Here is a 19369-nt window from a genome sequence, read left to right as displayed (position 1 = left end):
CCATCATGACACCTTAGTTGTCATGATCCCAAGAATGTGACACCTTGGTTGTCATGACTGAGAATGCGACCGCCCCCCGCCCCCGGCCCTCCGAAGACTTGGACGCCGCCGGACCCCTGGATCCCCTGGATGCATTGGAGGCTCCCTCCACCTTCGACACCGCCGAGACGTTCGAGTCCGCGGATGGCCCGCTCGCCTACCGCGATGCCGGCCCCCGCGGCGCGCGCCCCCTGGTGCTGCTCCACACAGGCTTCACGGACCGCACCCAATTCGACGTCCTCGTCCCTGAACTAGCCCGGCGCCACCGGGTCATCGCCCCCGACGCCCGCGGCCACGGCGCCTCCGCCAACGGGACCCAGCCGTTCCGTCAGACCGATGACCTCGCCGCACTCCTGCGCCACCTCGACCTCGCCGGACCGGCGATCCTGGTCGGCATATCGATGGGCGCACTGATCGCCGTCGACACCGCGCTGGAGCACCCCGAACTGGTCCGCGCGCTGGTCGTCAGCGGCCGGGGCATCGGCGAACCAGACCTCACGGACCCGTGGGCCTCCGCGGTCGAAGAAGCACAGAAGAACGCCCTCGCCGCCGGCGACATCCCTGCCTGGCTCGACGCCTTCGCGCAGGGTGTGGCCGGCCCGAGCCGCACACTCGCCGATGTCGACCCTGAGATCGTGCGACACGTGCGGGAGATGGCGCTGCACACGCTGATGAAGCACAGCCCGAACGAGAGGGACCTCAGCATCCCGGTGGCCGACGTACCGGAGCGCGCGAAGAGCGAGATCACCGTCCCGGTCCTTGCCGTCAACGGCGCCCTAGACGCACCTGGCATGCTCGCAACCGCCGACGCCCTGATCCGCGCCGTCCCGAACGGCCGCACCGTCACCCTTGACGGCGTAGCCCACTACACGACCATGGAAGCCCCGGAAGCCTTCACCCGCGCCCTGGAGGAATTCCTGCACGAGCTCTGACAAATCAGTCGTGCTCACCGGGTGGAACGGGCTGCCGCCGCCCGGGTCTGGCGGGCCTTCGCCCAAATGCTGCGCTTCAGCGACCAGCACCACGTCCCCCAGCCCGTGCACCCCGATGCCGCGCTCGCCGAGAACTTCGCGGTGACCATGGAGCTACGCCCCTGGTGACCACTCACGGTGACGTCAGGATTGCCCTTACTCAGTCCAATTGTGGAAGCGCGCGCGCTTGGGACCGCATGCGCCGTCGGCGAGGGCCTTGTCGTAAGCCCGCTGCACGGCGGCGTCGGTTTCGCCCTTCGGTGCATTCATGGGGATGTAGGCCCCGGAGTAGACGACGCACGACGAGTTGTGGACCGGCCACAGCGCCCACGACCCGAATGCGACAACGGCGGCCATCACTGCGAGCACGGCTGTGACTCGGCGGCGCGGCGTGGAGAAAGAACGGGATATCACCAGCGGATGCTACGGAACGGCGCACAAACAGCGGACGACCGGGGTCTTGTGCCGGTAGATGATGGCACCTTCGGCGAACACACATGGTGACACCACGACTGACCTCACCGAGGAGTACGCGGCACCTCAACATGTGGGCCTACCAGCCCCAAGGCCGGTCCCCGTCGACCGAGCTGGTCCACGTGCCCTTTCGCCTGCCGGCGCACATCAATATGGCCAAGGTGTCGCACCTTCCGCGGGCGGAGCTGGACAAGCCGAGGCGGGCCGAGGTCGGCCGTCTCCGGGACAACGTCGCCTCTGTGACTCTGCTTTCCGGAGCCACTTCGCCCCCGACCGACAGCATGGTGGTGATGTCCGCTTGGGCGCATCGACAGCTGTTGAACTGGACGAGGCCTCTGGCGAGTGGACGCCGGTCGGCAGCGCCGAGAGTGCCGCCGGGGCCGTCGACTACCTCAACGTTCTGCTCAGCTGAAGCTCCAGCCGGTCGGCCGACGCGCGGAGTGCTGCAGGGTGTCGGCCGGGCCGGGGACGTGGGCGGAAACTGTCGGGTATGGATGTGCTGATCCTAGAGCTGTACGGGCTGAAGCCGATGGAGTTCACGGCGGCTCGGGAGGAGTACGTGGCTCATGCCTGCAAGGCCGGCGCCAAGCAGCCCGCTGCCGCGATCGGAGTATTGCGCAAGCCGGCCGACGCAGCGTGGACGGCTGGCCTGTTGGCACGCCAGCGCCCGAAGGAGGCGCAAGGCCTCGTCCAGCTCGGTGAGGCGCTGCGTGTCGCGCACCGGACGCTGGACGGAGACGAGTTGCTGAAACTGTCACATGATCAGCATGTGGTGATCGGCGAGCTCGCGGGTACGGCCCGCGCTTTGGCCGCCGAGGCCGGACCGATGGTGAGTGAGCCCGAATTGCATGAGGTCGAGCAGATCCTCCACCCGGTCCTCGCCGATGCCGATGCCGACGTCGCCGCGAAGCCGAAGGCAGAGCGGAAGCCACGCGCGCTGAGGCGGAGTCGAAGGCTGACGTGTCGGCGCTGGCTGCGCCTCTTCCGGAACAGCGCGGAGAGCAGCCAAGGGTCGCCAAGGAGAGCAGCCCGCGTCGACGACCTGAGGGGGTAGGCGAACCGGCTCCCTTCGCTCAGTCGCGTCTCGCTCGCGACGAGGTAGCAACCCCAGAGCGCCTAGTGGAAGGTCTACCGACGCTCACAGATGGCGTCTACCGCAAGCAACTGGCCGAGCTTCTGATGGAGCAGATGTAGCGACACCCCGGCACGCGTCTTCTAACCCGGTTTTGAAGACGCGTGCCGCAGCGTGCTCGGGGTCACGGCCCTGTGAGGATCTGCCCGTTCACAGCGAACTCAGTCGTCGTCTCAATCAATCCTGTTGCCCAGCTGCGAAAGACAAGTCGCAGGTGCGCCAGGAGCTGCGTCGTGGGTGTGCTGAAGCGGGGGGTCAGCCATGGGCAGCCCGGGGATCGTGGCCGTAGTGATGTTTCTTCGGAATAGAGCTCGCTCAGGGGCGGGTCCGCGTGGCCACGACGGTGTTCTGTAGGGTCGGCTGCCTCACTGATCATGGGGGTAGTCGATGTTCCTTTCCACGGTGCGTGGTGCGGCGGTGCTCGTCGGCATAGCGGCATTCACCGTCTCCTGCAGCGCGAACCCAGCGTCCGCGCCGGTCGCTGATGTGTCCGCCTCGTCTGCGGCGTCGGCGTCGCCTCAGGGGACCTCGAGTACGGCGCCCACTGCTTCCCGTAGCGGGTCCACCTCCAGCGCGCTGCCCGCAGAGAGGGTCTCAGATGCACTCGCGGGGCTCCAGGCCACGCTGAAGGACTCGTGCACGCCGGGCGACTGTGCCTATTTCCTCGGGCGGGTCTACGACGAACTTCATCGCTTGGACCGCGCGATGAAGGCGGACCCGAAGGGCCCAGGAAACTTCCCCGAGCCGATCTCTCTGATTGCCAAGCTCGACACGGCACTCGATGGCGACCATGCCTTCGACAACCTGAAAAGGCACCAGACCCTGTTGGTCGGCACCCGGGACAAGATCAACGTCTGGATGAAGGCCCACCCTGACGACTATCGCTGACGGCCGTGAGTAGGAGGCGCTCTAGCTCGAGCCAGGCTGCCAAGCCAATGTGCCTCCGGCCTTCGCACACCAGCCCCCGCCCGCTCCGAGCACAGCCCAGCCAGAATTTTCGTCCGCGCCTGTCTCAACGTAGTCAGTCCGCCCACGTCAGGGGCTTGCCGTCGAGACAGGACAGGTGCTTGAGGTGGTGAGGGTGACCGCTTCAGTTGGCGGGCGGGCGTGGCTGATCGAGGTTGATGGCAGCAATGGAGCTCGCAAGCAGGGGTCACCTTCGACATGAAGGACGGGCACGGCAAGGCCACCGTCTCCTTCACCCAGCTCGAACCCGGCACCTACGAGGTCCGGCTCAGCGGCCGCACCGCGAAGACCGGAGGCTACTGGTTCGGCACCACGGAAGACGTCGTCAACGAATCCGGCTACTGGTCCAAGGTCGAACTCCACCCCACCCGCGTAACCGTCACCATCCCCGGATAGCGACCGCCCCATGGGCTGAACACCTGAGTGGCGGGGTTGGCCACACTGGCCAACCCCGGCACTCAGTCACAGCTCCAGCACGCCGCCCCCTCCCGGAATCGACTTCGGGAGGGGCCTTGCTCGTGTAGGTGGTTAGGACGGCAGGAAGTTCTTCTGCCACTGGAGCGAGTTCATGCTGAGTGCGGCGTCGGCGAGGGCTTTCGCGGAGGGGGTCTTGAGGGAGGCGAGGCTGGTGTCGATCCAGTTCTGGGTGAGGCTGTAGCCCTGCTCCCGGTACTCGACGGCCTGGACCAGGCATTCGAGCTTGTCGGCGTCGCGGGCGACGATCGACTCCGGGGATTCGCCGGCTTCGTACTCGTCGACGGCGCCCTGCACCCCGGCGCGGACGGCCGGGTGGGCGTTGGCGACCTGGTCGGCGGTCACCTCGCCGTTCGGGGCAGCCCGGATGTACTTGCGGCCGATGTGGGGGATGTCCCCGATCCGGGTCTCCTGCGAGTCGTGAAAGAGGCACATCAGGGCGACCCGGGCCGGGTCGACGCCTTCCATCATCGCGAGTACCGAGCCGATCACCCCGACGCGGAAGGAGTGCTCCGCCACGGACTCCGGTTGCTTGTTGCCGGTGAACCACCAGCCGGTCCGTGCGACGCGCTTGAGCACGCCCATCTCGGAGATGAAGCTCGCGGTACCCCTGGTGATGTCGTCGGCCATGCGGTCCTCCGGTGTCAGCGGTTGTGATCGAAAACGTAGTGGACGTGGGCGAGCTCGCGCCGCGACCTCCCCGACAATGCCGCCCCGTCCAGGAGTTGGCCGGCCTGCTCGCGCAGCGGCCAGGCGAGCGGTCCGGCGGCCTGAGCCAGCCACGGGAACGCGGTCAGCAGCGCCCACAGCGAGTGCGCGTACAAGTCCACGTAGCCGGGCGCCAGGTGCGGGCCGCGGGCCAGGCCCCGCAGCAGGGTCACCGGGTCCCACCCGGACAAGTCCCGGTCCCGCATGAACGCGTCGTCCGGCTGCGGCAACGCCAACGCCCCAGCCACAGCGCCCAGTAGTTCGGGTTCGCGGCCTCCGCGGTGTCGTCGTCGGCCAGGGCGCGGTCGATGAAGTCCAGCAGCGGCTGCGGATCTCCGAGGCGGGCGAGCGCGGTGGCGGTGGAGCGGGCCTCCGCCCAGTGCGGCGACCAGCCCCGCTGGGCCAGCACGTCCCGGCGCCGGTGAAGGGTGTGCGCGGTCCACGCGGCTGCGTCCGGGCCCCGGTCATACGAGGCGAGGTAGAGCGCCTGACGGTGCAGCAGCACCCCGCCGTCGCCCTGCCGGGCAGCCGCCTCGGTCGTGCCGCGCAGGTGGTCGAAGAACACCGTCCGGTCCGCGGCCGCCAGCTGCGGTCCGGCGGCGACCGGACCGCGCCGGGGACGGGTCAGGCGTCTGGCAAGGGCCGGTGGGACGGTGCCGTTCAGCGCCCAGGCCAGCATGTGCGCGGTGTCCCGGGTGTGCACCCACCCGGCCAGCGGGTGTGGTTCGCCGGCCTCGCCGTCCAGCCCAGCCGCGATGATCCGGTCGGCGTCCATTGCCGCGTCCAGCCACGGAACCAGCGCCACGTTCCCACCGAGGGCCGGCAGCCTTCTGCGCAGCTCCAGCAGAGCCCCGGCCCGCATGTTCGCCAACGGGCGGCGCCCCGACTCCCAGCCCTGCAGCGTCTCCACGTCCACGCCCAGGGCCTCCGCCAAGGCCGTCTGCGTGCGCGGCATCGACTCGCGGACCAGGCGCAGCACGAACCCGCTCACCACACCTGCTGATGTTCGCTTGGGCCTGCCCATACCGGCCTGCTCCCCGGTCGCCCTGCGCGCCGAAACCCGTACTCACAGTCAGTCCTACCGCATCTTTCCCGCGCCTACGGTCGAGATGCGGCCAACGTCCGACGAACGAGACCGTGCCGCCCGAGACCCCCGACCCGGCGAGGCACCGATGAGCAGCACGCACCTGGTCCTCCACGACCCCGAAGGACCCCTCGAAGCGGAACTCCCCCTAGACCGGGAGCTCCACAAGGGTCTGGTCAAAGCTGTGCTGGGATGGACCGGCCAGCCCAACCTGCCACCCGCGGACCTCCACCAGATCGCGCTGCTCCTCACCGGCGCCGCCCGCGCCGTCGCCGCCGACGTCCGCCGCACCGCTCTCCTGTTGCCCGACGACCACGCCGCCCGCGCCCTCGCCGACCTCGTCCTCGAGAAAGCCGACCGGCACCTGTCCGCCCCACTCGTGGGCACCGCGCGCTGCGCCCAGGGCCACGCCCGGCTCGTACGCGCCCTGTACGAGCGTCTGGACCGCCTCGCAGGCGTCGAAGCCCAGGCCGTCCCGGCCCCCTGAAACCACCGCGCACCCGGATGGGACCGATCTCCCGGGTGCGCGGCGCACGGTGCACGGCACCACACCCGTCCCAATCCGGGCCGGGCGAGCACCACTCGACATCGAGAGCGGAGACCACCGTGAGTACCGCCACCATCGAACTGAGCCGCTTCCTCACCATCACCGGCCACCGCCTGGCCGCAGGCCAGAACACCCCGCAGACGTTCTCCCCGGCCGTGGACGCGGCCTGGCACGACCTGCTCGGCACCCCGCAGCTCGACACCCTGTGCCTGGAGACCGCCGGTCAGCCGATCCGGCACCTCGCGAACAACGGCTACGGCCCGATCGCCTGGGTCACGGACTACGAGCGCGCCTACGGCCCGCTGCCGGAGATCTGGTTCACCGATGCCGACGGCAACCTCGACCCGGGCCTTCTGGCCCGCTACCGGTCCACCGGCACCGTGGTCGCCGAGTGGGACTGCTCCCCGATAGGCGGCGGAGACGACAACGCACCGGACACCGACCTCACATGACCCGAGCCCGCACCACACCAGCGCCCCGGCGGCCGACCGCCGGGGCGCTGCGCCTCGTCGAAGCCGTCACCATCCGGCCGACGAGCGTCGACGTCAGCGCGTACGTGGAGCAGATGACCGCCCACTGCCCCTACCTGGAGCCCTCCCTCCAGCGGGGCCTGACCTACTGGACCGTCTACCAGGCCGCCGGCGACGCCGAGGCGGTGGAGGAGGAGCTTTTCCACACCGGGGTCCAGGCGGCGGAGTGGCTGCGGCCTTTGATGAACCGGCCGCACGGCCTCCTGCGGTGCGAGAACATCGTGCTGCTCGGCGAAGTCCCCGGCGCCCGGCACCGCGACCTGATGGCCTGGCCGCACTGGGTCCTCAAAACCATCTACGCCCCGGTAGGGATCATGATCGGCAAGTTCCACGCCAGCGAAGAGGAGCTCACCGGCTCGGGGGCCAGAATCCCGGACGCCCCTGCCTCGTTCCTCCCGGTGCGGGCCGCCGTAGACGCGGAAGGTGGCGGCTGATCAGGCATGATGACGGACGCAGAGTGGCTTCAACACTGGTTGCAATGGTCTCCAGCTCTCTCCGGGGAGACCCTGGAGCGGCTCATGGAGCACCTGACTGAGGGGGAGGTGGGGTGGCCACCGGGCCTGCGTCGAGATGGTCGATCATGGCTTCGACGCCTGGTCCGCTCTCCAACGACGGTGATGGTGGCGGCGGGGTGCGTGCCGCAGGGGTCGCGAGAGATTCCTGAGGGGTGCAGGGCGTCGGATGTGCGGATACCTGCTTCATGCGTAACTGTTGAAGTATGGCTACTTTTGTCGGAATCCATGGGATCGGGCAGCAGTACCGGGGCAAGTACTCCCTCTCGGAGGCGTGGCACAGTGCGCTGCGGGATGGGTTGGCAGCGGCAGGCTATGAGGACGAGGCCGAGAAAGTTTCGGCTGCCGACGTCCGGGTGATGTTCTTCGGGGGAGCGTTCCGGCCGGACGGCGCCATGGCGGACGATGATCCGCCTTATTCGCCCGAAGACATCAAGCCAGGTCCGGAGACTGATCTTCTCCGCACGTTGTACGAGGCGGCAATGGAGCAGGACGCAACCCTCGGGCCGGGAGCGGGAGCAATGTCAGCCGGCGGTGCTTCCGTCAAGGCGATGCTCCTGCAGCTGCTGCGCACGCCTATCTTCAGCGGCATCGTCCAACGGGCCTTCATTGGGAATCTGAAGCAAGTGACCCGCTTCCTGGCCGACGAGTCGTTCAAGGAGCAAGTATTCTCCTGCGTGGACACAGGTGTCGACGAGAACACGCGCGTCGTGATCGGTCACTCTCTGGGCTCGATCGTCGCCTACGAGTACATGTGCCGGTTCCAGCCGGCATCGGTGAGGCTGCTTCTGACCCTGGGGTCACCGCTCGGCATACCCCGGCTCGTCTTCGATCGCTTGACCCCTCAGCCGGTGAACGGCAAGGGGGCGTGGGCGGGAACGGTGCCGACGTGGGTGAATGTGGCTGCTCCCAATGACACTGTCGCGCTCTGCCAACAGCTGGCTGGGCTGTTCCCCGGACCGCAGTCCCAAACCGTCGACGATCGGTCGGTTGACAACGGGCGCGACGCTCACTCCATCGAGCGCTACCTCAACGCCCGCCAGACGGGAAGTGCTCTCCATGAGGCATTCACCTGAGACAGAACCTCCTCCTCCTTGTCTGGTGGCCATTGGCACGGCGACTTATAAGGACGATTTCGAGGATCTTCCGAAGGTGCCTTGGGCGCTGCGCACGGTCGTTGAGGCGTTGCGCCCCCTCGGGTACGTCACCGGCGACGGGCAGCTCGGGTACGACGTTGACCTGTTCCGCGGCGAACTGTGCGACAAACTGCGGCTCGCCGCAAAGGCGCACCAGGTCGTCATCATCTATTACACCGGGCACGGAACGGCACCGGACCGAGACGCCTACTACCTGGTCCTTCGCAACACCGAAGCCGGGGCTTTCGAGACTGCGGTGACTGCAACAGAGATTCCCAGGCTGGTCACCCGGCGCGAGGGGAAGGAGTTGCTTCCCGACCAGCCCAAGGTCCTACTGATTCTCGACTGCTGCTTCTCCGGAACGGGTGCCAAGGAGATCATGGCTCAGACCTTGCGGGGCGTCGGCAGCGAGAATCTCTGGGTGTTGGCCAGTGCCTCGGAGCTGGAGTTCGCCCAGCAGGGCCTATTCGCCCAATGGTTCGCCGAGGCGTTGAAAGAGCCTCCGCCGCTGGGCCCGTCCGCTCAATGGCTTCCCATCAACCTAGTCGCTGACGCGATCAATCGCGCGCACCCCCAGGCGTCCCAGGAGGTGCATTACCTGCCCCCGGCCACAGGCGACACGGTCACGCCGCCATTTCTACCGAATCCTGTCTACCAGGAGGGCGTTGCCGGCTTGACCACCGCTGAACAGCATTGGCTCTCTCGGCTGCGCGGTACTCCGGACGCGTCGATGACCGGGTTCTATTTGACCGGCAGAACCGGCCGGGTGCAGGCAGCCCTTGATCTTGTGACTTGGATTACGCGCAGCTCCGGAGGGCGAGGTCTGGCCGTCGTCACGGGCCGCGTGGGGACTGGTAAGTCAGCGCTCTTGTCGCTGCCGGTTCTTCTTTGTCGGCCGGGAGGTCGTTCACTCATCGAGGGTGCCAGCCCTGATCTCCTGATCACGCGAACCGCCGAGGTCCTCCCTGAGGGGACACCGCTTGTAGCGGTTCATGCGCGAGGGCTGAACGGTGATCAGGTCGCCCGTGCCGTTGCTGTCTCATTGGGGCGCAAGGTCGAAACGGTCAGCACCCTGCTCGAGGACCTGGACGCGCACCCCCAGCCCGCTGTCACCACGGTCATCGTGGACGCTGTCGACGAGGCGGCCCGCCCATCTGCCCTGAGCGAAAGCCTGCTGCGACCCCTTGCCCGCAGGTTGCAGATCGTCGTTGGCTGCCGGACCAACAAGCGGACCCTGGTGGGTTCCGCCGACCTGCACATCGACTTGGACTCTGCCCGATACGAGGACCCGGAAGCACTCACCGCCTACGTCCGCGAACTGCTCACGGCCTCTCGCGAGAGTGGCATCAGCACTCCATACCCGGATGACGACTCGACAACGTCCGTGGCGGAAGAGATTGCTAACCGCGCTACGGAGGCCACTGGTGACGGATCGGTGACGCAGTCCTTTCTGACTGCCCAATTGATGGCAAGGACGATCCGAAGCCGGCCCCACCGCGTGGAGACCGCCGACGCCGCGTGGAAACAGTTGTTGCCGACGGATCTGGGTCAGGCGTTCGACGAGGATTTGGAGAGCCTGGGGGCACGGGCATCGGGAGCTCGTCCTCTCCTGGAAGCGCTGGCATGGGCTCGTGGTCCAGGACTGCCGTGGGAAGGGGTATGGGCCCCTGTTGCGCAAGCCCTTGCCGATCGACAAGCCACAGGTCCTGAGGTAGAGCGCCCTGCGATCAGCGACGCCGGGGTGTCCTGGCTGCTCAAGAATGCGGGAGCCTACATCGTCGAAGACCTGATATCCGAGAACAAGTCGGTGTTCCGGCTCTTCCACCGCACGCTGGTTACCCATCTTCGAGACGAACCGGAGAGTACGCTTTCAGCACCTGCCTCACGGGCGCATGGCCACGACTCAGCGATCGAACAAGCCATCACGGCGGCCCTGGTGGGCACCGTCCCGCATAATCCCGATGGAAGAAGAGACTGGCTTTCGGCCCACGGTTATGTGCGTACCTACCTCGCCCAGCACGCGGCAGCGGCAGGGCCGGACACACTCGCCGAACTGGTGGCGGACCGCGACTTCCTAGCCATCGCGGACCCGGTCACGCTGACGCCGGTACTGACCGACCCGGCCGCACTCGCCAAGGTGCCCTCGCTGGCAAGCCGCGAACGAATCTATCGGCGGGCCCGCCCCCTGCTCACGCCCAATCCGGGCGCCAACGCCGCGTACCTGGAGGAAGCGGCCAGCGCTCTCGGGCTCGAGCGCAGCATTCCAGAAGACCGCGCGATTCAGCCCTGGTACAGCACGCTTCTGGCATCGATCCGCCACGACGAGAGCAAGTGGGCCTTGACTGGGCACACCGGCAAGGTCAATGCCGTGGCGTTCGGTACGAGGGCTACCGGCTATCTCCTCCTCGCCGCAGCAGGCGAAGACGGAACCGTCCGCCTGTGGAACCCGTTGACCAACGCGCGGTACAGGCCCAAGCATCCTTTCAGAAGACACAAGGGCAGCGTCGCCACCGTCGCCTTCGGCACAACGAAGAAAGGCACGCTCCTGGTGGCGTCCGCCGGTCTGAACTATATCCATGTGTGGAAGCCGAACGCTGTCACCCAGATCCAGCGCATACCAGCACACGCGGGATGGATCAACTCGGTAGCCTTCGGTACCACCCGCAGCGGCCGAATTGTGCTGGTCTCAGCCGGCGACGACGGCACCGTCCAACTCTGGAACCCGCTGACTGGGAAACCCCTTCACGATGCATTCATCGGTCACGCAGGACCAGTGAACGGCGTCGCAACCTGCATATTCCACGGGGAACTCATGCTGGCGTCGGCAGGAGCCGACGGCACGGTGCGTCTTTGGAACCCTAATACCGGAGAGGAACTCCGCAGCCAGGCTGCGAGTCATTCGGGTGCGGTGAACGCCTTGGCGTTCCTCGTCTACGACGATCGCCTTCTCCTTGCCGCAGGAGGCGATGAGGGAGCGGTCCACGTCGAGGACGCCATGACGGGTCAACAGTTTTGCGATCCGGTCAGTGACCACCATGGGGCCGTCCAGTCGCTTGCTCTCGACGCCTCCGGCGACGGTCAGCTCCGTCTCTACGTCGCGGACTCCCACCCATCAGGCAAGGTGCATGTGTGGCTTCTCCCCAGCGGTGTCCCCGCGCGCCCTGCGCTGTCGGGCCATAGTCAAGTTGTGCGTTCGGTAGCCGCAACGGTCGGATACGACGGACGGACGCTTCTAGCATCCGGGAGCGAGGACTCAACCGTACGGGTATGGGACCCATTGGAGGCCGAGCCTGCAGAGCCCGCTGCGCCGCACCACACGCACGCGCTCAGCATTGCGCTGGGACCAAACCGAGCGGGCGGCGGCTCGAGGATGGCGTTCGGCAGCGACGACGGAAGCGTGAGGCTGTGGGATGGGAGCGGTGAGCCCATACTGCTGAGCAGCCGTGACCGCGGCGTCCGGACCGTGGCATTCGACTCTGACCCCACCCGGCCGAATGTTCTGGCCGCAAGCGCCGCCGATGGCGAGGTCGAGTTGTGGCAGCCCGACCGGAAGGAATACATCGCCTCGGTGTCAACAGGAGCCGGCAGCCTCATCACTGCTGTCGCGTTCGGGCCCACGGTCGAGAATCAGGTCATGTTCGCCCTCGGGGACGACGAGGGGCGAGTATGGCTCTCTGACCTCGACAACGGCGCGACGCAGGAGCTGTATCGCCATCAGGGAGGCGTGCGAACCCTGACGTTTGCCGTAAATGCGGACGGACACCATCTGCTCGCCTCAGGAGGGCAAGAGGGTTCGATTCGACTGTGGGACTGTCATACACGGCTGCCTGTTGCGAGTCCCCTGAACAATCAGCCGCTGCCCGGGGTTGCTTTCTGCTTCGCAGCCTTCGGCAGCCAGACCCTCATCGCCGCAGGCGACGATCAGGGCTTCGTACGGGTTCTGGACCCTGTGACGGGCAACCAGCTCAGCGCACCTCAGAGAGGACGGCGCGGCCCGATTGATGCGCTTACTCTGTCCAAGACGGCGGACGGTCACCTGCTGGTTTTTGCATCATCCGCAGCCTGGGTGCATGTGTGGGACGCCACCGCAGAGACACCGCCCACGTCCCTGCGCCGTCGATCCAATATTCGAGCCCTCGCGGCCGACGGTAGGATATTGGCCCTCGCCGACGGAGAAGGCGTGTGCGTCCTCGCCTTGCACTGATGATCATCGACCAGCTGCGATAGGGTCGGCGACCTTCACACGGCGATCCGCCATGATGCCAGTACTGGCAAGTCGCTGCGGGCGCTAATGCGGAAGTGCGGCGTCGGCTTCGAGACCGTGCCCCGAGCCGCGGACGAGGTTGGGCCCGTGGGCCGCGACCAACGGCGCACTGCCCAATCACTGCAACCATCCGGAGCGACGAACTCCACAGGCCAGGTGACTGGATTCCCTCGGGCCGCGCGGTCGGTCAGGGGGTGCGGCTGGCCACTTCACGCGGACCTCGTCCGAGCCGCCGAACCAGGGGTAGGGGCGGCCGAAGGAGCGCTGGGCGAGCTCCTCGATCTGGTTGACGGCGCCGTCGGTCGAGGTGTTCACGACCTCGCCCCACACCTGGAGGGAGCGGGTCGGCGTCGCGGGGTCGGAGACAGTCACGGCGACCCGCGGATCGCGCCGGATGTCGCAGTCCTCAGGTGGGTTTCCACACTGTCGGTGATGGAGCGCGACCAGAGGCGCGACCTCGACCGGGAACTCGTAGGACACCATGTAGAGAGACCTGGCCGCGCGGAGCGGGGGCGGCCAAGCCTCCCGCCCTCGGTCCCCAGCCGAGGCGGGCAAGCCTGTCTGCTCCGGCATGAAGGGCGGTTGGCGCCGTCCGTAGTCTTGGCGGCCTGGGTACGCGTGGGGGAAGGATTGGAGGAGGGATCAGGGGACAGGTGGGGGGAAGTGTCCGGGGAACTATGGGGGAAGGTACATCGGCGGTACGTGCGCGTTGTGCCTGGTTAGACCCACTTTTCCGGCTGATGAGTGCTCGGACTTTCTTTATGGGGGTGTGGGTGGTTGAGGGTCGGGGCGTGCGGGGCTGGTGTGCTGGCGCTGGCTATTGAATGGATGCGCGATCTGGGGTAGGGCCGGTTTTGCTGGAGGAGCTGCGGTTCCTTGAATGGGCCTGGGGTTCGGGGTCTTGATGGGTGGGCCGTTGGGGGTTGCGCCGCTCGGTGCGTGGTCCAGCACGGTGCCGCCATGCGGAAATCCCGCAGCACTCCGGAAGGACACCACCGTCGTGACCACGCTCCCGAACGACTCCCAGCCGCAGCAGCCGTCCACACGGCGCCGGTTCGCCCCGCTGCTCCTGGTCCTGGGCTACCTCGCCTTGGCGCTGGCCGTCACGTACGCGGTGCCGGCCCTGGGCGACTCCATCCAGACCGGGCTTGCCGCCGTCACGGTTGCCGCGAGCCTGCGCCCCGTCCGCGTGGTCGTCGTCCAGGACGGTGGCCCGGCCGGTGTCGGCCCCGCCTAGGCGCGGGCGCCGCCGGTGCCTAGGACCCGAGGCTGCGGCGGCACGGCGGCTTCTGACGCCGTTTCCCCGGCCGCGGGTACCGCCGGGGCCGGGGCGGCGAGTTCGGCCGCCAGACGGCCACGGCGCACCGGCCCGTCCGGAACGGGGGCTTGGCGGGGTCCGGTGCCCAGAGGGCGGCGCTGATCATCCACCCGCAAAGGTTTCCGCAGGTCAGGCTGTAGGTACAGTGCGGCCACAGGAACGCAGAGTCCCACCGCTCTGCGTCGTTGGGTGGAGGGCCGCCGGCCAGCGCCTCGGGAGGCCCCCCGCTGCGTGAGCAGCTGCCGGGACGAGCTAGGTTCGTGCGCAGTCCGCGCCCACATGGGTGAGGGGGCCAGGGCCGGTGCCCAGAGCGCTCTGGGGCAGTACGACCGGGCCGCCCCCGGCCCCGGTATTCCGACGGAAAACCGGGGCCGACGGACTAGAAGATCCAGCCGCACCCGCGATGGCTGGACGTCCTCGCCGCACCGCCCTGACCTGCGATGGGGAGGAAACCGGTGAGGTCACCGACGCTGGGAAACGTAGGGAAGTACCCCGGCGGCAAGGCTTGTCCGTGGGCTGAACGAGGGGTGGGAAAGTGGAGAAGAAGACCTGGTACGCAGTGGAGCCCCGCAAGAAGCTCCATCCCGTGCTGCGCCTGCTGGGCAACCTGGCGCTCTGTGCGGCCCAGCTCTTCTTCATAGTCGCCGTGGTCACGCACTTCGATACCGCGTGGGGGTGGCTTGTTGTCCCGCTCGGGCTCTGGGCCTTGGTGGGCGATGGCCGGGGCGTGGCGTTGGCGGTGCAAGACCTTCGGCGGCGCGACGACGCCCCGGCCCTGGAGTGACGAAGTCCGCTGCCTGACCGCCTCGGCCGCCCCCGTAGAGGGAGGACCCGGCCCGGCCACCGCTGCTCCTGGCGCTCGGCGCCATCGCCGTGTTTGTTCTCACGCCGGGCCAGGCCGGTGACGCACCCGCATTCGTGCAGGTCATGACCTGCTTACGCGTGCCCCGGCGGACCGGCCGTCCCAGAATCACCCCGGACGTGGTCCTGGCGGACAAGACACCCCACGCGGATAAGCGTCAAGCCGCCGTCGCTCTGAGTCCGGCTGAGGCCAGCGGGAACGCGACTGCTTCGTCGTAGATGTGACCGTTCTGAAGGCAGTGGAACAACATGCCCATGAACCGATTGAAGAGGTTCCGCTGTGCTGCGACGTGGCGGTCGCCGGCCGCTCGTCGGCGGTCGTAGTGGGCTCTGGCGCCTGGTGACCTGGTCAGAGAGTTGAAGGCCCAGGCGTAGCCGACGGCGGCCAGTCTCTGGTTCTTGACCTTCCGGTTCATGACCTTGCAGCTCTTGCCGCTGGCTCTGGTGACGGGGGCACTGCCGGAGTAGGCCTTGAGGGATCCGGCAGTGGCAAACCGGGTGCGGTCGTCGCCGATCGCCGCCAGGACCCGGGCGCCGGTCAGTGCAGCGAGCCCCGGAAAGCTGCGGATGACCGCTGCGTCCGGATGCTCCTCGAAGGCCCGGGTGACGGCCTCTTCGAGCTGGGCGGCGTTGTCGCACGCGGTGTTCAGCTGCCTGAGCAGAGCGGAGTCTGATGGCCGAGAGCCGCTTCGACCTGCGGGAGTTGGTGGAGGTAGTCGCGCTTGAAGACCTCGTAAAGTCGTTCGGCTTCGGCCTGGATGCCGCGGACGCGGCCGGCCTGCTTGAGCAGCGATTGCAGGCGTCGCCGAGTCAGCTTCGCAGCCGATGTAGGGGTCGGCGCTGCGGCCAGGATGCTGCGGGCTTCCCTCGAGCACAGGCCTTGCTTGTGTTGGGCGAAGGCGTTGAGGATCGCCGGATAGAACTCTCTGAGCTGGGAGCGAAGCTTGTTGTGGGCCTGGCCACGGGCCCAGACGGCGTCCTGCTGGGCCCGGGCGAGCACGGCGATGGCCTGGACGAGCTCGGAGTCCGCCGGAAGCGACCGGTGGGCGGCCATGTCGGTTCGCAGGATGTTGGCCAGGGCCGCGGCGTCGACGGCGTCCGACTTCTTGCGAGCGACGGAATGTCGATCCCGGTAGCGGGCGACCGCCAACGGATTGATCGCGAAGACCGGTCGACCGGTGGCCCGCAGACACGCGACAAGCAATCCGCGTGATGTCTCGATCACCACCGGAATCGGGGTGTCCTCGTTGTCACCGTGCTCGGCTAGTACAGCCATGAGCTGGGCAAACCCTGCGGCATCGTCGCTGATCCGCACCTTGGCGAGCTGCTGCCCACCCGGATCGACCACCGCGATGTCGTGGTGATCTTCGGCCCAGTCCACCCCACAGAACACTGGCGTCGGTAACCCGGCGATCTCCATCCGCCCTCCTTCGTGACGAGTCTCTTCCCAGGTCAGAGCCTGTGCAGGGTGCGCGTGCTCCCTAATGGAAGTGCTCAAGGCACGTCATCCCACCAGCCGTTCGCAACCCCAGCGAGTCACGCGGCCCTCGGTCCGTGTCAGAGCTGAAAGCTCAAGGCAGAGCTGAGAGGTGATCCGCGCAACCGGCTCGGACTACGAACAACCAAGCGCCCGAGAACCGTCAGCGGGCTGCCCCGCAGAAACAGGACCTCTTCGAGGCTCATGCCGAACGAACCGCACCTGGTTCCGAACGCTCCTGCCCGGAGTGTTGGGCGCGAGCCGGCCTCGTCTTGTCAACAGAGCTCGAGGCCCGGGCATACTGAAAGGCTCGACTCGCGTCCACGAGGGCCAACACCCGCTGGCCTTCGCCTCCCATTAGGCCTACTCGTCTCGGGCGATCCGGCGTCATCTGCGGCGCCGCGGAATCCGGGCGGTGATCCCGCAGCCGGCCGACCAGGCCGCCAATCGCAAGCGGCTCGGTCGCCTCGGCGGCCGCCCGCCTGCCCTCGACCGCGAGGCCTACAAACAGCGGAACGCCGTCGAACGCTGCATCAACAAGCTCAAGCAATGGCGCGGCCTGGCCACTCGCTACGACAAGACCGCCACCGTCTACCTCGCAGCACTCCACCTCGCCGCCATCTTCATCTCGTCAGCCAGGTGATCCGAAGACACGGCCTAACTGCAATCCCACATGAACCGGCCTTCGAGATGGTCGGAGCTGAGGAAGAGGAAGCCGCTTCCGTAGCCGAAGTTGAGGAAGAACGGGTCCTCCTCCATCTCGCCCCGGTCCTCGAACTGGCAGAGGAACAGCCAGGAGTCGTCGATACCGGAAGCCTGGTGGTTGGGGTAGATGGCCTCGCCCCCCAGAAAGTCCTTCGGCCATTCCCTCTCGGGGAACTCGGCCCTTGGCCCCTCGTCCTGCCAAGGACGGAAGCAGGCGGCGGCTTGGTTCGCCGCCTCGTCGAGTTCTGGCGGCATCGGAGTCAGGTCTGTCAGCCATTCGACGGGAACCTCTTCGTAGTCTGGACCCCACCGCCACAGGGTCCGCCCCTGTGTGTTGGGGGAGCCGATCGACGCGAAGGTCGGTATCCGCCCACCCGGCTGCATCAGGACGACGGCCTCGCCGTCCTCGGGGGTGTCGCCGCCCATGACCTCGCCCTCCTCATGCAGAAACAGGTACGCGAGGCGCACCCCGTCTCCTGGCACCCGGAACTGGCCGATGAACACCAGGGGCTCGCCCGTACGCGGATGCACCGGCCAGGCCGGTGCATCCAGCCAGACTGGCTGCCCGCCGAACTTCGATACCGGTTCCATAACCGGCTCGGGCGCAGCCCGGAAGGACATCCGCAGCCGCGGCAAGAAGGCTGCATCGTAGGGGCCCGCGGCCCGGCCCGTCGGCTCGGAGATCATGCCTGCGACGCTACGGCACCCCTCCGACAGCACCCACCTGGGCCGACCTCTTCGGATCCTGCTCGACCAGCAAGATCCGAAAGAGACTGCCTAGGGCGTGTCCGCAATGTCAGTTGGGGAGCCAGAGTGGTAGGCAGGCGAGGGTGACCAGGGCTTAGGAGCTGTCCGGCCGATCATGGTCGGAGTCGACGTTTCCGAAGTCGATTGCCTGAGTTCCGTTGGCGCGCGACCATCACCGGATGGCTGAAGTTGGAGGTCTGATGCTGGTGCGGGTTGTTCAGACGTGTCCCGCCTACCCGTCCCAGTGGGATGCCTGGACGGCGGAAGGCCAGTACCTGTCCCTCCGATATCGGCACGGTGCAGGCTGCGTTGAGCGGCATCCTGGCCCTGACCTCGACACACCGGAATCCTGGAATGAGGGCCTCTCGGAACTCCTGACCGAATGGGACGACGGCACCGGCAGCGGCGTCATCAGTCTTGAAGCCTTCCTCGCGGCCTCCGGCTTGGCGTTGGCTGCAGGCGCATCGGTGAGCTGACGCCGAAGAGCGCGGTTACGTCCGGAGCCAGATCACGAGGGCTGCCGCGGTGGCCGTGCCGAGGTAGACGTAGCCGCGCTTGTCGTATCGAGTGGCGACGGCTCGCGCGTGCTTGAGCTTGTTGATGGCCCGTTCGACGGTGTTGCGCTTCTTGTACCGCTCCTCGTCGAAGCCCGGTGGCCGGCCGCCGCGCGAACCTTTGCGCAGGCGGGCGGCCTGGCTGTCGGTCTTCTCCGGGATGGTGTGCCGGATGCCGCGTCGTCGCAGGTAATCGCGGCAGGGCCCGTTGCTGTAGGCCTTGTCCGCTGCGAGACTGTCCGGCTTCTTGCGAGGCCTGCCCGTCCCGAGCCGAGGTACACGGATCTTCTCCAGCACCGGTTTGAACTGAGTACAGTCCGCTCTCTGCCCTGGCGTGACGACCAGGGACAGCGGCCGGCAGCGGCCATCCGCACTCAGGTGGAGCTTGGTCGTGAACCCGCCGCGCGAACGGCCCAGTCCCTCACCTCCAGCACCACCTCCACCAGGCGGGCGAGGAGACTCTGCCACGGCGTCTCGTCCTGGTGTTCTGTCGGCACGTCCCCCTTTGAGGCGGGAGTCGACGGCGGATCCGTGCGGGCGCCAGCGGCATGCTGATGCGCTCTCACGATGGTGGAGTCGACGGAAATATCCCAGTCGATCTCACCCGCCGCGTCGGCCTCGGCCTGGACCTGCCGGAGCAGGCGTTCCCAGGTTCCGTCAGCCGACCATTGCCGGTGTCGTTCATAGGTCGTCTTCCACGGCCCGAACCGTTCGGGCAGGTCACGCCACTAAACCCCGGTCCGCACCCGGTGAAGGATCCCGTCAATCACCTGCCGATGATCCCGCCACCTGCCACAACGCCCGTTGCTGACCGGCAGGAACGGCCGCAGCCGTTCCCACTCGGCATCACTCAGATCACCCCGCCCCATG

The 19369-nt window shown here is 67.4% G+C and carries 18 protein-coding genes and 4 pseudogenes; 15 read left to right on the top strand and 7 right to left on the bottom strand.

Annotation, left to right across the window (positions count from 1 at the left end):
• Positions 1–53 precede the first annotated feature (53 nt).
• From ACFYYB_RS26980 to ACFYYB_RS26960, 5 genes are all read left to right on the top strand, one after another.
• Positions 54–971 carry an alpha/beta fold hydrolase gene (locus ACFYYB_RS26980; RefSeq protein WP_389438174.1) on the top strand — a complete coding sequence of 306 codons (918 nt, stop codon included), beginning with the start codon at positions 54–56 and terminating at the stop codon, positions 969–971.
• Positions 972–992: 21 nt separating this feature from the next.
• Positions 993–1139: a hypothetical protein gene (locus ACFYYB_RS26975; RefSeq protein WP_389438172.1), complete on the top strand. Its 147-nt coding sequence runs from the start codon at positions 993–995 to the stop codon at positions 1137–1139.
• Positions 1140–1974: 835 nt separating this feature from the next.
• Entirely contained in the window at positions 1975–2538 is a 564-nt protein-coding gene (locus ACFYYB_RS26970) for a hypothetical protein (RefSeq protein WP_389438170.1), read from the top strand.
• A 465-nt stretch (positions 2539–3003) separates the two neighbouring features.
• The gene (locus tag ACFYYB_RS26965) at positions 3004–3504 is read left to right on the top strand and encodes a hypothetical protein (protein ID WP_389438168.1); all 501 of its coding nucleotides are present in this window, start codon (positions 3004–3006) and stop codon (positions 3502–3504) included.
• 276 nt (positions 3505–3780) lie between these two features.
• Entirely contained in the window at positions 3781–3978 is a 198-nt protein-coding gene (locus ACFYYB_RS26960; protein WP_389438167.1) for a hypothetical protein, read from the top strand.
• 132 nt (positions 3979–4110) lie between these two features.
• On the opposite strand, the gene ACFYYB_RS26955 is transcribed toward ACFYYB_RS26960, so the two are convergent.
• From ACFYYB_RS26955 to ACFYYB_RS26945, 3 genes are read right to left on the bottom strand one after another with little or no spacing between them, the layout of a single operon-like run.
• Positions 4111–4686, bottom strand: a complete 576-nt coding sequence (locus ACFYYB_RS26955; RefSeq protein ID WP_389438165.1) for an HD family hydrolase — start codon at positions 4684–4686, stop codon at positions 4111–4113.
• A gap of 14 nt (positions 4687–4700) precedes the next feature.
• Positions 4701–4937 carry a hypothetical protein gene (locus ACFYYB_RS26950; RefSeq protein ID WP_389438163.1) on the bottom strand — a complete coding sequence of 79 codons (237 nt, stop codon included), beginning with the start codon at positions 4935–4937 and terminating at the stop codon, positions 4701–4703.
• Complete coding sequence (locus tag ACFYYB_RS26945; RefSeq protein ID WP_389438162.1) at positions 4934–5755, bottom strand: helix-turn-helix domain-containing protein; 822 nt, start codon at positions 5753–5755, stop codon at positions 4934–4936. Before ACFYYB_RS26945 ends, ACFYYB_RS26950 begins: the two co-directional genes overlap by 4 nt.
• A gap of 181 nt (positions 5756–5936) precedes the next feature.
• On the opposite strand from ACFYYB_RS26945, the gene ACFYYB_RS26940 reads away from it, so the two are divergent.
• The 5 genes from ACFYYB_RS26940 to ACFYYB_RS26920 all read left to right on the top strand — a co-directional run bounded on the left by ACFYYB_RS26940 (position 5937) and on the right by ACFYYB_RS26920 (position 12777).
• Positions 5937–6335, top strand: coding sequence for a restriction endonuclease (locus ACFYYB_RS26940; protein WP_389438160.1), 399 nt, complete (start codon positions 5937–5939; stop codon positions 6333–6335).
• Positions 6336–6454: 119 nt separating this feature from the next.
• Entirely contained in the window at positions 6455–6847 is a 393-nt protein-coding gene (locus ACFYYB_RS26935; protein WP_389438158.1) for a hypothetical protein, read from the top strand.
• Entirely contained in the window at positions 6844–7359 is a 516-nt protein-coding gene (locus tag ACFYYB_RS26930) for a DUF6875 domain-containing protein (protein WP_389438157.1), read from the top strand. Before ACFYYB_RS26935 ends, ACFYYB_RS26930 begins: the two co-directional genes overlap by 4 nt.
• A gap of 284 nt (positions 7360–7643) precedes the next feature.
• Positions 7644–8513, top strand: a complete 870-nt coding sequence (locus ACFYYB_RS26925) for a hypothetical protein (protein ID WP_389438155.1) — start codon at positions 7644–7646, stop codon at positions 8511–8513.
• 25 nt (positions 8514–8538) lie between these two features.
• Positions 8539–12777, top strand: coding sequence for a hypothetical protein (locus ACFYYB_RS26920; protein WP_389438154.1), 4239 nt, complete (start codon positions 8539–8541; stop codon positions 12775–12777).
• Positions 12778–12954: 177 nt separating this feature from the next.
• Here ACFYYB_RS26920 and ACFYYB_RS26915 read toward each other — a convergent pair whose 3' ends face one another.
• Positions 12955–13209 (bottom strand): hypothetical protein, encoded by a 255-nt coding sequence (locus ACFYYB_RS26915; protein ID WP_389438152.1) that lies wholly within the window; start codon positions 13207–13209, stop codon positions 12955–12957.
• Positions 13210–13837: 628 nt separating this feature from the next.
• Here ACFYYB_RS26915 and ACFYYB_RS26910 point away from each other — a divergent pair.
• From ACFYYB_RS26910 to ACFYYB_RS26900, 3 genes and pseudogenes are all read left to right on the top strand, one after another.
• Positions 13838–14074: a hypothetical protein gene (locus tag ACFYYB_RS26910; RefSeq protein ID WP_389438150.1), complete on the top strand. Its 237-nt coding sequence runs from the start codon at positions 13838–13840 to the stop codon at positions 14072–14074.
• A gap of 616 nt (positions 14075–14690) precedes the next feature.
• Positions 14691–14939 (top strand): hypothetical protein, encoded by a 249-nt coding sequence (locus tag ACFYYB_RS26905; RefSeq protein ID WP_389438149.1) that lies wholly within the window; start codon positions 14691–14693, stop codon positions 14937–14939.
• A gap of 98 nt (positions 14940–15037) precedes the next feature.
• Positions 15038–15154, top strand: a pseudogene (locus tag ACFYYB_RS26900) (IS5/IS1182 family transposase); the annotation flags it as partial.
• 20 nt (positions 15155–15174) lie between these two features.
• On the opposite strand, the pseudogene ACFYYB_RS26895 reads toward ACFYYB_RS26900, so the two are convergent.
• Positions 15175–16436, bottom strand: a pseudogene (locus ACFYYB_RS26895) (IS110 family transposase).
• Between the two features lie 418 nt (positions 16437–16854).
• Between ACFYYB_RS26895 and ACFYYB_RS26890 the strand changes: the two are divergent.
• Positions 16855–17136: pseudogene (locus tag ACFYYB_RS26890) on the top strand (transposase); the annotation flags it as partial.
• Positions 17137–17150: 14 nt separating this feature from the next.
• Here the strand turns inward: ACFYYB_RS26890 and ACFYYB_RS26885 are convergent.
• Complete coding sequence (locus ACFYYB_RS26885; RefSeq protein ID WP_389438147.1) at positions 17151–17885, bottom strand: hypothetical protein; 735 nt, start codon at positions 17883–17885, stop codon at positions 17151–17153.
• 239 nt (positions 17886–18124) lie between these two features.
• Here ACFYYB_RS26885 and ACFYYB_RS26880 point away from each other — a divergent pair, with 239 nt between their 5' ends.
• Positions 18125–18421, top strand: a complete 297-nt coding sequence (locus tag ACFYYB_RS26880) for a hypothetical protein (RefSeq protein ID WP_389438146.1) — start codon at positions 18125–18127, stop codon at positions 18419–18421.
• Between the two features lie 15 nt (positions 18422–18436).
• On the opposite strand, the pseudogene ACFYYB_RS26875 reads toward ACFYYB_RS26880, so the two are convergent.
• Positions 18437–19368: pseudogene (locus ACFYYB_RS26875) on the bottom strand (IS5 family transposase).
• Position 19369: the final 1 nt, after the last annotated feature.

This window comes from Streptomyces sp. NPDC002886 (genome assembly GCF_042888445.1).
GTDB lineage: Bacteria > Actinomycetota > Actinomycetes > Streptomycetales > Streptomycetaceae > Streptomyces.
This window is presented reverse-complemented; position numbering and strand designations above follow the sequence as displayed.